Below are 15,176 nucleotides of genomic sequence, written 5' to 3' on the forward strand. Positions count from 1 at the left end.
CAACCGTTGCTGAAAGGTTTCTACCTTGCATGAATTGGGAATCGTCTATCACATTATTCGCGATGTCGAGAACGTGGCGCGCGCCAATGGCGTGAGTCGCGTTTCGAGCGTCACGCTGCTGCTGGGCGAGGTCTCGGGCGTCGTTCCCGACTTGCTGCTCGACGCTTGGCGCTGGGCGGCAGATAAAAAGCCTATCACCGAGGGCACGGAGCTTATTGTGGAGCCTGTCGAGGCCGTGACGCATTGCGAGGCGTGCGGCCGCGACTATGCGACAGTCGAGCACGGCAAGATCTGCCCCCATTGCGGTAGCGGCGAGACATACCTGCTGCAGGGCCAGGAGGTCATGATCAAGCAGATTGAGACCCCCGACGAGGACCCGCCAGATGCTGCTCCCGACGGCCTCTCCGACGCCCCCGATGCCGTCGACGCTGCCAACCCCCTCCACATCGTCTAGCCCCTAGTCGTTGGGGACGTTCTTGTTTGACTAGTCGTTTAAGAACGTCCCCAATGACTACTTACGTTAGTGCATAAGTCACGCTAATAGTCAAGTTATGTCTGTTTAAACAAAATAGCTGCAGTACAAGCGCATTCGCGCTTGCCTAAAATCGATATTAATGACCAGCCTGCTTGTATCTGTAAAATGAATGGCTTGATAAGTGACGCCTTGGCGTGTAATCCGTCAAAAAGCAGTAACGTAATCAACTTGTAACAAACCTAGACGTTTAAACAAATTATCCAATCATTCGCATTTTTCTCTATAATTTTACAGGACGAACAGGTATACTCCTTTCATGTCGTGTAGGAAATACGTAGACAAAGAGGAGGTTATGTGATGGTAAGTATTGTTCTTGCTAGCCACGGGGACTTGGCAGCCGGAATCAAGCAGACGGGTTCGATGGTCTTTGGCGATCAGCCGTCTGTGGCCGTGGTCTCGCTCGAGCCGAGCATGGGCCCCGACGACTTCCGTGCCAAGGTCGAGGAAGCAATCGCTTCCTTCGAGGACCAGGAGCAGGTGCTCTTCCTCGTTGATCTGTGGGGCGGCACGCCGTTCAACCAGATCAGCGGTCTCATCGAGGGCCACGATTCCTGGGCTATCGTCACCGGTGTCAACCTGCCTATGCTCATCGAGGCATATTCGCAGCGCTTTGACGCAAAGAACACTGCACATGCGATCGCAAAACATCTCGTGACTGAGGCTAAGGCTGGCGTGCGCGTCAAGCCCGAGTCTCTGGAGCCCGAGGAGAAGAAGCCGGCCACGGCCGCCGCTGCTCCTGCAGGCGCCATCCCTCCGGGAACGGTCATCGGCGATGGGCACATCAAGATCGCCCACGTCCGTATCGACACCCGTCTGCTGCATGGTCAGGTGGCCACCACGTGGACCAAGCAGATCAACCCCAACCGCATCATCGTGGTTTCCGACGGCGTTGCTCACGACGAGCTCCGCAAGACCATGATCGAGCAGGCTGCCCCTCCGGGAGTCCATGCCAACGTCGTGCCCATCAAGAAGATGGCCGAGGTTGTCAAGGACACGCGCTTTGGTGACACCAAGGCCATGCTGCTCTTTGAGAACCCGCAGGATCTGCTCAAGGCTATCGAGGCCGGCGTCGACATCAAGGAAGTCAACATCGGTTCCATGGCTCACTCCAAGGGCAAGGTCGTCGTCACCAACGCCGTCGCTATGGGCGATGACGACGTTAAGACTCTCGAGGCCCTCAAGGCCAAGGGCGTCAAGTTCGAGGTCCGCAAGGTTCCTTCGGATTCCTCCGAGGATCTCGACGCCATGTTGAAGAAAGCTAAGGCCGAACTGGCCGCTCAAGCATAGTAAAGGAGGGTCCGATACATGTCTGCAATCACTATTCTGCTTGTTGCGATTGTCGCGTTGCTTGCCGGTATGGAAGGCATTCTGGATGAGTTCCAGTTCCATCAGCCGCTCGTGGCATGCACGCTTATCGGTCTCGTAACCGGTCACCTTCAGGAGGGCATCCTCCTGGGCGGTTCGCTCCAGATGATGGCCCTTGGCTGGGCTAACGTCGGCGCAGCCGTCGCGCCTGACGCCGCTCTGGCCTCGGTCGCTTCTTCGATTATCATGGTGCTCGCCCTCAACGGTGGCGCCACCGATTCGGCCAAGGCCGTTACCGCCGCCATCGCCGTCGCCGTCCCGCTGTCGGTCGCTGGTCTGTTCTTGACCATGATCTGCCGTACCCTGGCTACCGCTATCGCTCACGCCATGGACGGTTGCGCCGAGAAGGGCGACTTCTCCGGCATCGAGCGCTGGCAGTACGCCGCCATCCTCATGCAGGGCCTTCGTATCGCCATCCCGGCAGTACTTCTGTGCATCATCCCGGCCGAGGCAGTTACCAACGCGCTTAACGCTATGCCCGACTGGCTGTCCGGCGGCATGGCTGTCGGCGGCGGCATGGTCGCTTCCGTCGGTTACGCCATGGTCATCAACATGATGGCCACCAAGGAGACCTGGCCGTTCTTCATCCTCGGCTTTGTCCTTGCTGCCATCCCTCAGCTCACGCTGATCGCTCTTGGCCTCATCGGCATCTCCCTTGCCCTCATCTACCTTGGCCTCAAGGATCTGGCCAAGCAGGGTGGCGGCATGGGCGGTGGCTCCGGTGACCCGCTCGGCGACATTCTGAACGATTACGAGTAGGAGGGGAGTGATACATATGGCAGAGAACAAGATTCAGCTCACCAAGGCTGACCGCAAGAAGGTTTGCTTCCGTCATCAGTTCCTTCAGGGCTCGTGGAACTACGAGCGTATGCAGAATGGCGGCTGGTGCTTCGCAATGATCCCTGCGATCAAGAAGCTCTACACCAGCAAGGACGACCAGATTTCCGCGCTTAAGCGCCACCTGGAGTTCTATAACACCCATCCCTATGTTTCCGCCCCCGTCATTGGCGTTACCCTCGCTCTCGAGGAGGAGCGCGCCAACGGTGCACCGATCGATGACGTCGCCATTCAGGGCGTCAAGGTCGGTATGATGGGCCCGCTCGCCGGCGTCGGCGACCCCGCCTTCTGGTTCACCCTTCGCCCGATCCTGGGCGCTCTGGGCGCTTCCCTGGCCCTGTCCGGCAGCATCGCCGGTCCGCTGCTGTTCTTCTTCGCGTGGAACATCATCCGTTACGCCTTCCTGTGGTACACGCAGGAGTTTGGCTATAAGGTCGGCTCCTCCATCGCCAAGGACCTCTCCGGCGGTCTGATGGGCAAGGTCACCGAGGGTGCTTCCATCCTGGGTATGTTCATCATCGGCGCCCTGGTCGAGCGCTGGGTGTCCATCTCCTTCACCCCGGTCGTCTCCAAGGTCACGCAGTCTGCCGGCGCCTTCATTGACTGGGCTAACCTGCCTTCCGGTGCCGAGGGCATCAAGGAAGCGCTGACGATGTACAACTCCGTCGGTGCTACCGCCCTTGATCAGGTGAAGGTCACCACGCTTCAGGCTAACCTCGATCAGCTCATCCCCGGCCTTGCTGCCGTGTGCCTGACGCTGTTCGTCTGCAAGCTGCTCAAGAAGAAGGTCAGCCCGATCGTCATCATCCTGGCTCTCTTCGCCGTCGGTATCATCGGTCGCGTTTGCGGCTTCATGTAAGCACGTTTCGGCTTAAGACCGAGAGTTGCTAGGCAAGGGCTTTTGAGCCATTGAAACGGACCGCACCCGGTGGGTACACTGGATGCGGTCCGATTGTTTTATTTGGAGGGCGAGGCGCGCATGGCGCAATCTCAGAACAGCACGGTCGATCTGGCAACACCGGCAACCTGTCTGATGGGGCTTACCAGCCACGGTAACGTGATGGTGGGCAATAAGGCGTTCGAGTATTACAACGAGCGCAATCCCGAGGATTTTATTCAAATTCCGTGGGACGAGGTCGACTATATTGCCGCCGAGGTTTTGCGCGGCACTAAGAAGATCACGCGTTTTGCTATCTTTACCAAGGATAACGGCCACTTTACGTTTTCGACGCGCGACGACAAAGAGACGCTTCGTGCAGTTCGCAAGTACGTCGACGAGGATAAGCTTGTGCGTTCGCCCGACTTTATCGATGTGACGGCCAAGGGCGCCAAGAGCATACCCTCCGTTATCAAAGGCCTTTTCCACAAAGGCAACTAGTCGCCTGCGACGTTCTCAAACGACTAGTCATTAAAGAACGTCCCCAATGACTACCTGTAGCTCTTCGCGGGATTCGCTGGGGAAATATCATCCCAGTTTGAGCGCCTATTCTGGGATGCAGTTTCCGGAACAGGCTCATTTGGGAAACCATATCCCGTTTCGAGCTCAAATTTCGGGTCGTAGTTTCCTAGAGAGGCCCCATCCGGAAAGCCCGTCCCAGAATTCGTCTGGATAGTGGGACACGCTTTCCGGAGGGCTGCTCCACCGTAACTTCGAAGAGTGGCTATGCGCTGCATGGCAGTGGCGCAAATCTGCTACACTAGTACAACATGCCTCCGTAGCTCAGGGGATAGAGCACCGCTCTCCTAAAGCGGGTGTCGACGGTTCGAATCCGCCCGGGGGCACCAGGGAATATGACGGCGTCGCGGGAGCGGCGCCGTTTCTGGTTTGTGGGGGCCGCCGGCGGATTCGGGCCGTCGACACCCGCGTCACCGATTTCCCCGCGGGGGGAGTTTTCGAATCCGCCCGGGGGCACCAGGGAATATGACGGCGTCGCGGGAGCGGCGCCGTTTCTGGTTTGTGGGGGGCCGCCGGCGGATTCGGGCCGTCGACACCCGCGTCACCGATTTCCCCGCGGGGGGAGTTTTCGAATCCGCCCGGGGGCACCAGAGCAATATCGAGCCCGGTACCGCTGCGGTACCGGGCTCTTCTGGTTTAAAGGCATGCCGTAGTTTTCGCTGCTTCGGATAAAGAAAGCGCCCGCTTGCTGGGGGAGCAAGCGGGCGCCTGTGAGCGAATATGTTTGCGGCATCAGCCGCTGTGGGCAATGTCTCGATGACTAGTTGGTCGTGCCGGAATCGTCGCCTGAATCGGTGCCAGAGCCAGAAAGTGCGACCGTCAGCGTGATCGTGCTGTCGGTGGACTGCTTGCCAGTGGGGGAGACGCCCGTCACGGTGGCGTTTTCGTTACCACTCACGGGGTTGCCGTTCTGATCGCAGAATGCGATGTTGTAGAATCCGGCGTTGTTGAGCGCGGTGACGGCGGAGGAGATACTCTTGCCGTACAGGTTGCCCGGAACGTTTGCCTTGCCGGACTTCTTGGCGATGACGACGGTAATCGTGGCGCCGGGCTTTTGCTTACCGCTGGGGTTCCAGCTAATGACGGTGCCCTCGGTGACGGAATCGTTCTCCTGGTAGGTCACATCGACGCCGAAGCCGGCCATATCGAGGGCGTTGCGTGCCTGAGCCTCGGTCATGTCGGTCAGATCGGGAACGGAGGTGGTGTCGGGTCCACTCGAGACTTTGTACGAAATGGTCGTGCCCTTCTCGACTTCCTTGCCCGCATCGGTGCCCTGTTCAAAGACTTCGCCCTTTTCGGCCTCGTTGGCTTCCTCGGTGGCATTGCCCTTAAGGCCGACGCTTGCCAGCGCCGCCTCTGCCTGGTCCTTGGTCAGACCAACGAGCTGCGGGACATCAACCTTCTCGGAGGGCTTGGGACCCTTGGAGATTACCAGATTCACCTTGGTGCCCTTGGGCTTCTTGGTGTGACCGTTAGGAGTCTGCTCGACAACCTTTCCCTCGTCGACGTCGTCGTTGTAGCTCTGGTCAATGGTTCCGACGTCAAGGCCGGCATCCTTAATCAGTTCGACGGCGGTCTCCTGGTCCTTACCCAACACATCGGGAACCGGGACCTGCTCGCCGCCAAAGAGTCCGGTGGCAAAGGCCACGATGACGCCGATTACGGCTACCGCAGCAACTACGGCGGCGATGATCTTGTTCTTGTTGGATTTGGGCTGCTCGGTGGCGTAAGAGCCGGTTGAACCCGAGACGGAGCTGCGAGCGTTATTTTGTCCGCTCACGCCCGAGACGGGGCGTACCATGGCGCGCGTCTGGTCGGATAGCTCTCGGGTCTTGGTGGCACCCAGGTCGCCAACGGCGCCGATAACGCGCGTAGGCTCCGGCACGTTGACGGCGCGACCAGACAGGTAGCTGTTGAGCACCTGACGCAGCTCGTCGGCCGTCTGGAAACGGTTAGCCGGATCTTTTTCCATGCACTTGAGGATAATGCGCTCAAGATCGGCATCGACACCGGAGTTGATCTGGCTCGGCGGCACGGGCAGCTCGTTGACCTGCTTGAGTGCGACCGAGATGGCATCGTCGCCGTCGAAAGGCACGCGGCCGGTGGCGCACTCGTACATCACGACGCCCAGCGAGTAAATGTCCGAGGTGGGGCCTAGATCCTGCCCGCGGGTCTGCTCGGGACTTACGTAGTGGGCGGTGCCTAAAACGTTGTTGTCCTGCGTAAGGTGGCTGTTCTTGGCGCGCGCGATACCAAAGTCCATGACCTTGATGTTGCCGTCGGGCAGCACCATGATGTTCTGCGGCTTAATATCGCGGTGGATGATCTCGTGCTTGTGGGCGACCGAAAGTGCGGAGCTGATCTGCGAGCCGATCTGAGCGACCTTTTTGGGATCAAGGGCGCCGTGGCTCTTGATGCCGCTCTTAAGGTCGGTGCCGCGCAGGTATTCCATGACGATGTAATAGGTGTCGCCGTCCTTGCCCCAATCGTAGACGCCGACGATATAGGGGGAGGAGAGGCCGGCGGCTGCCTGGGCCTCCTGCTTAAAGCGTGCGGCAAAGGTGGCGTCGCCGGCATATTGCGGCAGCATGATTTTGATAGCTACCGTGCGGTCGAGGACCTGGTCCTGTGCACGGTAGACGGTCGCCATGCCGCCTGTCCCTACCTTATCCTTGAGGAGGTATCTTCCCCCGAGGACCCTCTGTTCCATTCCTGCTCCTAACATGACTATTCGCTCAACGATGTGTGTAGTACCAAATTTGAGGCCGCTGGGGCCGTGTGGCGCATTGCCGCTAGTGTTATCGGCCGCGGCACGCCCCATGCTTGCGCATCAATCACGGGCATCACGCTCCCTGGGCGGCAAGCGCCGCGGTCAGGACGATGCCGGCGATCTTTGCCGCCTCGACGTCGTGCTTGTCGTAATCCTCCAAGGCTACCGAGATGGCGACCGTGGGTGAATCGTAAGGCGCAAAACCGACGAACATCGAGTTGACCTTGGTGCCGACGGTCTCGGCAGAGCCGGTCTTGCCGGCAACCTTGACGCCCGGAATCTGGGCATCGGTGCCGGTGCCGGATTGAACGACGTCGAGCATGGCCTGTTTGACCTGTTCGGCCGTGGTGGCGCTGACGGCCTGGCCCAGTGAGCGGGACTGCGTGGTCTTGACCACGGTTCCGTCTGGGGCGAGCACCTGGGCAACGAAGAACGGGTCCATGACGACGCCGCTGTTGGCGATGGCCGCCGCGATAACGGCGTTCTGCATGACGGTGGTCTGCGGGCCCGGCGTGTGGTCCATGCCGACGGGCTGGCCGGCGCCGGCCCAGGCGGTTTCCCATTCGGTCATGAGCGAGGGGTCGGCCATGATGGACGCCGCGGCGGTTAGGTCCTGACCGAGCTTTTGGCCATAGCCAAAGGCGTTGGCGAACTGTACGAGCGAGCTGGCGCCGACCTCGTTTGCCACCTGACCAAAGACGACGTTGGACGACACGGCAAAGGCCTGCTGCAGGCTAATCGTGCCGTAGCTCTCATTGGCGGAGTTGGTGACCGGTGCATTGCCGATATCCATGGAACCGGGCGCCTGATAAGTACTCGAAAGGCTTGCGGTGCCGGTCTCGAGTGCCGCCGAAAGCGTGACGACCTTAAACGTGGAGCCCGGAGTATAGAGGGCGTCCATGGCGCGGTCGTACATAGAACCATCCTCACCGCCGCCCGATTGCAGCAGGGCGTCGATGTTGGTGTTGTCGTAGGTGGGCGAGCTGGCGCATGCGAGCACCGCGCCAGTGCGCGGGTCCATGACCACAACGGCGCCCTTAAAGCCCTTGAGAGCCTGTTCGGCGGCCGTCTGGATGCGGGAGTCGATGGTAAGTTTGGCGGTGTTGCCCGGCTGGTTTTGGCCCGCGAGCGACGCGATGGCGTTGTTCCAGCTGGAGTAATCCTTGGAACCGGTGAGCGTGTCGTTCATCACGCTCTCGATGCCGGCGGTACCGTACTGCTGGCTCACATAGCCAACCACATGGGCGGCCAGGTTGCCGTTAGGGTAGGAGCGTACGTAGGTGCCGTCCTCCTGTTGCAGCGATTCGGCCAGCGTCACGCCGTCGGACGTGATGATGGAGCCGCGCTGGATGTACTTGGAACGGGCGATGGTGTGATTGTTGGTCGGCATATCCTGGTAATCCTTGGCCTTGATGACCTGGACATAGGTGAGGTTGCCGATGAGGATGGCGAACAGGGCCGTAAAGGCAAACACCGCGCGGGTTAGGCGGTTGGCGAGCGCCACGCGGCCGAGCACGCCAGATTCGGGCGTATCGAGCAGGCGACGACGCATGCGCGAGCCGGTGGAGTGGCTGCCACGGCCGTAGGAAGACGAAGAAGCGAAGCGCGTGCCGGCATGCGCCGCGGCAGAAGCGACCTGGTCGTCAGTGATGGCGGCCATGGTGCCGGTACCGGTGAGCTCGGCCTCGCGACCGGTGGCCTCATCGCCGGCGCGCAGCAAAAGCGCGACAATGATAAAGCTCGCCAGCAGCGAGGAGCCGCCCTGGCTCATGAAGGGCAGGGTGACGCCGGTCAGCGGAATCAGGCGGGTAACGCCGCCAACGATCAAGAAGGCCTGGAAGCTAATGGCGGCCGTGAGGCCCGTGGCGCTAAATGCGGCAAGGTCGGACTTAGCGCGGGCGGCCGTGGTCAGGCCTCGCACGGCAAAGAGCATAAACAGGACGAGTACGGCGCCGCCGCCCAAAAGGCCCATTTCCTCGCCGATGGCCGAGAAAATGAAGTCGGACTCGACGACGGGGATGTTATTGGCCATGCCATTACCGATGCCAACGCCGATAAGACCGCCGTCAGCCAACGAGAAAAGGGATTGCACAATCTGGTAGCCCTGGCCCTGGGCATCCTTAAAGGGGTCGGCCCAGATCTGGAAACGTACCTGGACATGCGACAGGAACTTGTAGGCGCCCACGGCACCCACTGCCAAAAGCGCAAGGCCGATGACGACATACGAGAAACGTCCCGTGGCGACGTAGAGCATCAGCAAGAAGATGGTGTAGAACAGCACAGCGGAGCCCAAGTCGCGCTCGAAGACAACGACCAGAAGGCATACACCCCACACAGCGAACAGCGGTAGCAGCAGGCGCAGGCGCGGGACCTTGAGGCCCAAGATCTTGCGATTGGAGATGGAGAGTAGCTCGCGGTTCTCGGCTAGGTATCCGGCCAAGAACAATACGATAAAAATCTTGGCGAACTCGCCGGGCTGGATGGTGAAGCCGGCGATGCGAATCCACAGCTTGGAGCCCGAAATGGTGGTGCCGATAAAGATGGGCAGCATCAGCAAGATGATGCCGATGATGCCAAAGGTGTACTTGTAGCGCATGACCACATCGAGATTCTTGATCATCGCGAGCGTGCCCACCATCAGTGCCACCGAGACAAACAGAATGACGAGCTGCGAGATGGCGAGGGCGGGTGCCAGACGCGTTACGAACGTGATGCCGATGCCCGAAAGCACAAAGACGATGGGCAGGATGGCCGGATCGGCACCGGGCGCCAGGATGCGCACGGCGATATGCGCCGCGGCGAAGGCGGCAAAAAGACCGATCGGCACGGCGAGCGTTTCAAACGAGATGGAAGCGCCTGCGGTGAGCACGTACATCGCATACAGCAGGATGACGGGGAACGCCGAGGCGATGAGCAAGAGCATTTCGGTGTTGCGGCGACTCATAAGCGGCACTCCCTTTCTAATTCTTATCGGAGGCTTCGGCCTCGGCGGACTGTTCGGCGGTTTTTTCGGAATTCGATTTGGAAGTCGATTCCTGGTCGGTGTTGTCGCGAATCGTTTGCGCGTCGATCACCTGGCGGGTCTGTTCCTCATCGATTTGATGACGGTACTTGGAGATAGTGTCCTGCGCGTCGTCAACACTCGTTTGCGGAATGCCTGCTTTCAGACGATTCTGCGTGTCTTCGGGTAGGTCGGATAGCTTGATGGCGGTCGTGCTCTCGAGCCAGTGCAGCTTAAGGCCGAGCGGCTTGCCGGGAATGCCCCGGTAGACCGCGACGGTGTCCTTGTAGGTGCCCAGGTAATACGAGCCGGTGACGCCCGCGTAGGCCCAGATGGCTGCCGCCAGCACAAAAGCGATGCCCAGGATGGCGGCAATGGTGACGTTGCGGCGGCGAACACGCTTCGCCTCGCGCATGACGCCGTCGTCGACCAGGTCCACAACGACTACCGTCACGTTGTCGTGGCCGCCGGCAGCGAGCGCGGCGTCCACCAGGTTATCGACGCAAATCTGCGCCGTAGACGATTGCGTGGCGATGTTTTCGATTTCGCTATCGGGAATCATGCTCGAAAGGCCGTCCGAGCACAGGATCAGGCGGTCGCCCTCTTCGATGTGCAGGGTAAAGTGGTCGGCATACATGGCGGGGTCCGAACCCAGTGCACGTGTGATAACCGAGCGGTTGGGATGGACGCGCGCCTCGTCGGCCGTAATTTCGCCAGCGTCCACGAGCTCCTCCACATAGGAGTGGTCGCGGGTCACGCGGATGAGCGTGCCCTCGTGGAGCAGGTAGGCGCGCGAGTCGCCCACGTGGGCGATGGCGAGCATGTCGTTTTCGATATAGGCGCAGGTCGCCGTGCAGCCCATACCGGGCTTGCCCAGGCCGTTGAGTGCGGCCTCGATGACGGCGGCGTTGGCAGCTTCGACGGCTGCGGCTAGGCGCGCGGCGTCGGCAGCCTGTGGCGCCGTCTTGGCGATGGTCTCGACCGCGATGGATGAGGCTACCTCGCCGGCGGCGTGACCACCCATGCCGTCGCACACGCAAAAGAGCGGCGACTGTACCAGGTAGGAGTCCTCGTTGTGCGGACGCACGCAGCCAACATCGGAGCGGGCGCCCCACATGAGTTGCGTGGTGGTGCCGGCATCGTAGGTCGAATCGGTCTCGATGCGCTCGTCGGCCAGCGGCTCAAAACTCATGGTCGAACCAGGGTCCTTGAGCTTGGCCTCCACGGCGGCGACATCAATCTCGGCCGTGTCGCCGGGCGAGACGGCGTTGGCCTCGTTGCTCGGATCGTCGACTTTAGACGTGGCGGGCACTTCGGTTGTGTTGTCGGCAGGCTCTTCGTCTTGCGGGGCGACGGCTGCGGGCTCGGGTGCCGCGAAGTGCGCGGGCGCGGGCGTGCTGTGGGGCTGAGAGGCGCCCTCCGTCGCTGTGACGGGCATCTCTTCGGCCGTAGGCTGAACGGCCTCGGGCGCCGATGCGGCCGCGGGGGAGGATGCCGCCGCGGGTGCCGGTGTAGATGCGGGCTCGGGCGCTGCGGTGGGTGCTGGAACTACGGGAAACACCGGTGCCGTGGGCTCGGGGGCCAAAAACACCGCGGCGCTCTCATCGATTGCCGCGGCGACAGACTCGGCAAAGTGGGCCGGCGCAGGTGTAGTTTCCGGTGCCGAAGGTTGATCGGCAACGGCGTGCGCGCCGATGGGGGCATCGGTGGAATTATCTTCATCCTGGCCATCGATGGGCATCGGATGGTCTTGCGTTACATGCGAAAGAGGCAGGGAGAACACGGTGTCCTCGGGCTCAACGGGCGCAGGGCCCGCCGGGGCGGCATGAGCCGGCACGGCCGCGGGGGCAGCCAGTGCCTCGGACATGGTTGCGGACTTGTTCTCCTCGTCGATCATCGACGGTTCACCTTCATGACCACGTCGCCAATCTGGACTTCGTCGCCCTCGCGCAGCGTTGCGGGCTCCACCAGCTGGCGGCCGTTAACAAGGGTGCCGTTGAGCGAGTTGAGGTCCTCGATAATAAGTGCCGGGCCCTGCAGCGAAAAACGCGCATGCGAGGCAGAGACAAACGGCTCGTTGATGCAGATGTCAGATGACGGCGAACGACCGACGATGACGGGGCCAAGCATATCCACGTGAATACCGCGGATGCCGCGCGGGCCCTTGTCCACATCGATCGTCCAGATGGCAGAGTCGCGGCGCTGGCCGCGCACGAGCCCCACGCCGGTCTTCATGACGGCGAACAAGAAGATATAAAGCAGGACGACCAGTACGATGCGGCCTGCAAAAAGGACGATATCGATGTTCATAAGCGATTAACCCCTAAATTCAAAGGTGCTCAGGCCAAACGTTAGCAGATCGCCGTTGCGCAGCGGGCAGCGCGTGATGCGGCGGTTGTTGACGAGCGTGCCGTTGGTGGAGTTGAGGTCCTCGATCGACCAGTCAGAGCCGGTAAAGGTGAGCTGGGCATGACGGCGCGACACGTTGGGGTCGCGCAGGGCGATGTCGGATACCGAGCGCTCACGACCGATGGTCACCTGCGCGGAGGTGATGTTGTGGCTCTCGCCGCTCACGACGTCGACGAGTTGGGCGAGCGGACGCTGCGGGGCGCGGGGGCTTGCCATGTTGGAGGCGATGCTGGTCGCAGCGCCAAGGCCCACGGCGGCGCCAGTGGCAGCCGCTCCGCCCATACCGGCAAGTGCGTCGCGCGAGACGGTTTGCGGCACAGGGATGGGGGCTGCGGGATCGGGGACATTGGGTGCAAAGGGGTCGGCCACAGCGAGCGGGTCGGGAGTGGCAGCGCGGGGTGTCGGCTGCTGCTGGGGCATGGCGGCCGGGTGTTGCTGCGGCGATGCAAACTGCTGCTGACCGGCGCGGGGGGCGCTTGCGGCACGGCTTGTGGCCGAGCTGTTCTGTCCCAGGCCGTTTTGATAGGCGCGCTCTTCCTCGTACAGACGGCCGAGCGTGGGAGCGTCGACGTTCTCGGCAAAGACCGAGAACTTGCCGGCGCGCAGCTGAGGGTCGATCATAAAGCGAACAAGGGGCTCGCCGACAAAGACGTAGCGGCGTTTTTCGGCCTGCGCCTTCACAAACTCGCGCACCTCGCGCGAAAGCTCGGGATAGAACGGGGCAAGCATGGGATCGTCATCGGTGGCGATCAGGATGGTATAGAGCGCCGGCGCGGTGTTGACGCCGTTGATCACCAGAGTTTGATCCTCCATGTCGCGAGCAGCCTGCTTGGCAAGCTTCTTAAAGGAGAACGGGGCACGGGTGGCACCGAAGATGCCGGCCACGTGGTCCTCGAAGATGTTCAGGAAGTTCACGAAAGATCACTCTCCGTATAGGTTCTTTGGTATCCGAGCAAATACAGGCATATCCCAACGATTATAGAGGATAGGATTCCCGCAACCGCCGCCTTGGCGACGACCGTGCCCGCAAGGCTGGCAATTTCCATATGGTGTGCAAGACAAAACGATACGGCCGAGCCGATACCGGCGACGGCAATTGCGACGATGGCGGCGAGGTTTGACCCCTGCTCGGCGCGCTTGGCATGGGCATTGAGCAGCAGCGACGTTGCCGCGGCTGCTGCTGCAATCAGTGCGAAGGCGGCCCAGAGGAACGCGTCGCCCAGCGCTGCGGCGACATTGCCAAGCCCCAGCACGCCTCCCGTAGGGAGGGCAGCTGCGGCCAGGCGGGCAAAAAGCGCGCCTATACCCGTGGCGGCAGCGGCGCTTGCCGGGCCGAGCCAAAACGCCGCGAAGCCCGCGGCGGCCCCGGCGGCAAGGATGGCGTCGCCGGTTAGACAACCTAGCGCAAGCGCGCAGGTGAGTGCCGCGCTCGCGGCCGCTTCGGTGCGTCCCCAGGCAATCCACCATCCGGACATGGCGGCGGCAAAAATGACCGCGACCGGCAGCATCGACAGGATGCCCTGCGCCTGCATGGTGGCGTTGGCCATGAGCACCAAAAAGCCCACGGCCGAGATAGCCGAGCCGATCTGCGGTGCCAAGCCTGCCGCCGCGCCAATAGCGATGGCCGCGGCGACCAGCCCGGGAAGCGCCGCGACGCCCGCTGTCTGCATAAGCAAAAAGCTGAAGGTTGCACACGTTAGCGCCGAGATACCGCGCATGGTGTAATCGCGCGCGCAGCTCCAGCGCGTGCCCGCCCAACCGAGCGCGGGGTCGACTTCGATGGCGTTATCCTCGTAAGGCGGCGACTCCATATCGTCTGCCGCGTGCTCGTCGTCCGAAAGCTCGCTTACCATCTGCTCCAAGCTGCGACGGCCTTCGCGCACGCTCCCCAAGCCGGCAAGGAGTTGGTCGCAGAATGCCTCGATGCTATCGGGGCGGTCTTGCGGCATAGGGGAGAGGGCGCTCATGAGCGCTGCCTCGGCTCCCGGGGGAAAGTGCGGGATCAGCTCGCTGGGGTAGGTGGCGCCGCCGATGATGCGGTCGAGCGAGTCGGCAGGCGTTGCCGCCATAAAGGGGGCGCTGCCGCACAGGCTCTCGTAGATCACGCAGGCAAGGGCAAAGACATCGGCGCGCTCGTCGACCGTGCCGGTCTCGATATCGAGCTGTTCGGGCGGCATGTAGCCGATGGTGCCGCCGCGCGATCCGCCAAAGCCGCCGGCAGATGACAGCCGCGCCATGCCAAAGTCGGTGAGCTTTACATTGCCCGAGTGGTCAATGAGCACATTGGCGGGCTTTATGTCCAGATGAAGCACGCCGTTTGCATGGGCAAAGGTGAGCGCCTGACCCAATGCGTCGGCAATGGTCGCTGCCTCGTCAAAGGTGAGCGAGTGGCCGTCCACGCGATGCAAAAACTCGGCCAGCGACATGCCGTCGACATACTCCATGACCAGGTAGGCATAGGCGGTGTCATGCGTAAAGTCGATAACCTGCACGATATTGGGATGTTGAAGCATGGCGGCGGTATGTGCCTCGCGCAGTACATCCATGATGTCGCTGGCGGGTATGCCGGAGCCGTTGATAAGAGGGATGCGCTTAATGGCCACGCGACGACGCAGGTGCGTGTCGCGGCAAATCTCGATGGAGCCAAAACCGCCGGTCGCAAGCGTCTCGAGCGGCTGGTACCGCTTGAGCAGCTCGCGAGAGCTGGTGCCCTCCAAAGGGACGTCCGGCGAGAACCGGGCGGTATGTTGCGAGAAAAGCGGCATGGCCAACCCTCGTGCGTTTAAAGTTCGTTTGCGAGCGG

At 61.5% G+C, this 15,176-nt stretch carries 11 protein-coding genes and 1 tRNA gene; 6 read left to right on the forward strand and 6 right to left on the reverse strand.

Annotation, left to right across the window (positions count from 1 at the left end):
- Positions 1-25: 25 nt before the first annotated feature.
- The 6 genes from ACTQV4_RS00860 to ACTQV4_RS00885 all read left to right on the forward strand — a co-directional run bounded on the left by ACTQV4_RS00860 (position 26) and on the right by ACTQV4_RS00885 (position 4,522).
- On the forward strand, positions 26-454 hold the full coding sequence (locus ACTQV4_RS00860; RefSeq protein ID WP_441015388.1) for a hydrogenase maturation nickel metallochaperone HypA/HybF: 429 nt from the start codon (positions 26-28) through the stop codon (positions 452-454).
- 378 nt (positions 455-832) lie between these two features.
- The gene (locus ACTQV4_RS00865; RefSeq protein ID WP_154518426.1) at positions 833-1,822 is read left to right on the forward strand and encodes a PTS sugar transporter subunit IIB; all 990 of its coding nucleotides are present in this window, start codon (positions 833-835) and stop codon (positions 1,820-1,822) included.
- Between the two features lie 18 nt (positions 1,823-1,840).
- Entirely contained in the window at positions 1,841-2,659 is an 819-nt protein-coding gene (locus tag ACTQV4_RS00870) for a PTS mannose/fructose/sorbose transporter subunit IIC (protein WP_055285302.1), read from the forward strand.
- A 16-nt stretch (positions 2,660-2,675) separates the two neighbouring features.
- Entirely contained in the window at positions 2,676-3,596 is a 921-nt protein-coding gene (locus tag ACTQV4_RS00875; protein ID WP_154518429.1) for a PTS system mannose/fructose/sorbose family transporter subunit IID, read from the forward strand.
- A gap of 120 nt (positions 3,597-3,716) precedes the next feature.
- Positions 3,717-4,115, forward strand: coding sequence for a DUF956 family protein (locus tag ACTQV4_RS00880; RefSeq protein ID WP_427719318.1), 399 nt, complete (start codon positions 3,717-3,719; stop codon positions 4,113-4,115).
- 331 nt (positions 4,116-4,446) lie between these two features.
- Positions 4,447-4,522 (forward strand) — tRNA-Arg (locus tag ACTQV4_RS00885).
- 431 nt (positions 4,523-4,953) lie between these two features.
- Here the strand turns inward: ACTQV4_RS00885 and pknB are convergent.
- From pknB to ACTQV4_RS00915, 6 genes are all read right to left on the reverse strand, one after another.
- A complete protein-coding gene (pknB, locus tag ACTQV4_RS00890; RefSeq protein ID WP_441569028.1) occupies positions 4,954-6,903 on the reverse strand; it encodes a Stk1 family PASTA domain-containing Ser/Thr kinase in 1,950 nt (649 codons plus the stop codon).
- 133 nt (positions 6,904-7,036) lie between these two features.
- Entirely contained in the window at positions 7,037-9,907 is a 2,871-nt protein-coding gene (locus tag ACTQV4_RS00895) for an FtsW/RodA/SpoVE family cell cycle protein (protein WP_427719320.1), read from the reverse strand.
- 16 nt (positions 9,908-9,923) lie between these two features.
- Positions 9,924-11,861 (reverse strand): Stp1/IreP family PP2C-type Ser/Thr phosphatase, encoded by a 1,938-nt coding sequence (locus tag ACTQV4_RS00900; RefSeq protein WP_441540405.1) that lies wholly within the window; start codon positions 11,859-11,861, stop codon positions 9,924-9,926.
- Positions 11,858-12,274 (reverse strand): FHA domain-containing protein, encoded by a 417-nt coding sequence (locus tag ACTQV4_RS00905; RefSeq protein WP_055250779.1) that lies wholly within the window; start codon positions 12,272-12,274, stop codon positions 11,858-11,860. The genes ACTQV4_RS00900 and ACTQV4_RS00905 overlap by 4 nt, the downstream gene beginning before the upstream one ends.
- Positions 12,275-12,280: 6 nt before the next feature.
- Positions 12,281-13,288: an FhaA domain-containing protein gene (locus ACTQV4_RS00910; protein WP_427719325.1), complete on the reverse strand. Its 1,008-nt coding sequence runs from the start codon at positions 13,286-13,288 to the stop codon at positions 12,281-12,283.
- Positions 13,285-15,138, reverse strand: a complete 1,854-nt coding sequence (locus tag ACTQV4_RS00915) for a serine/threonine-protein kinase (protein WP_441540406.1) — start codon at positions 15,136-15,138, stop codon at positions 13,285-13,287. Before ACTQV4_RS00915 ends, ACTQV4_RS00910 begins: the two co-directional genes overlap by 4 nt.
- Positions 15,139-15,176 lie beyond the last annotated feature (38 nt).

The organism is Collinsella sp. LCP19S3_B11, from assembly GCF_052121915.1.
In the GTDB taxonomy this organism is placed as follows: domain Bacteria; phylum Actinomycetota; class Coriobacteriia; order Coriobacteriales; family Coriobacteriaceae; genus Collinsella.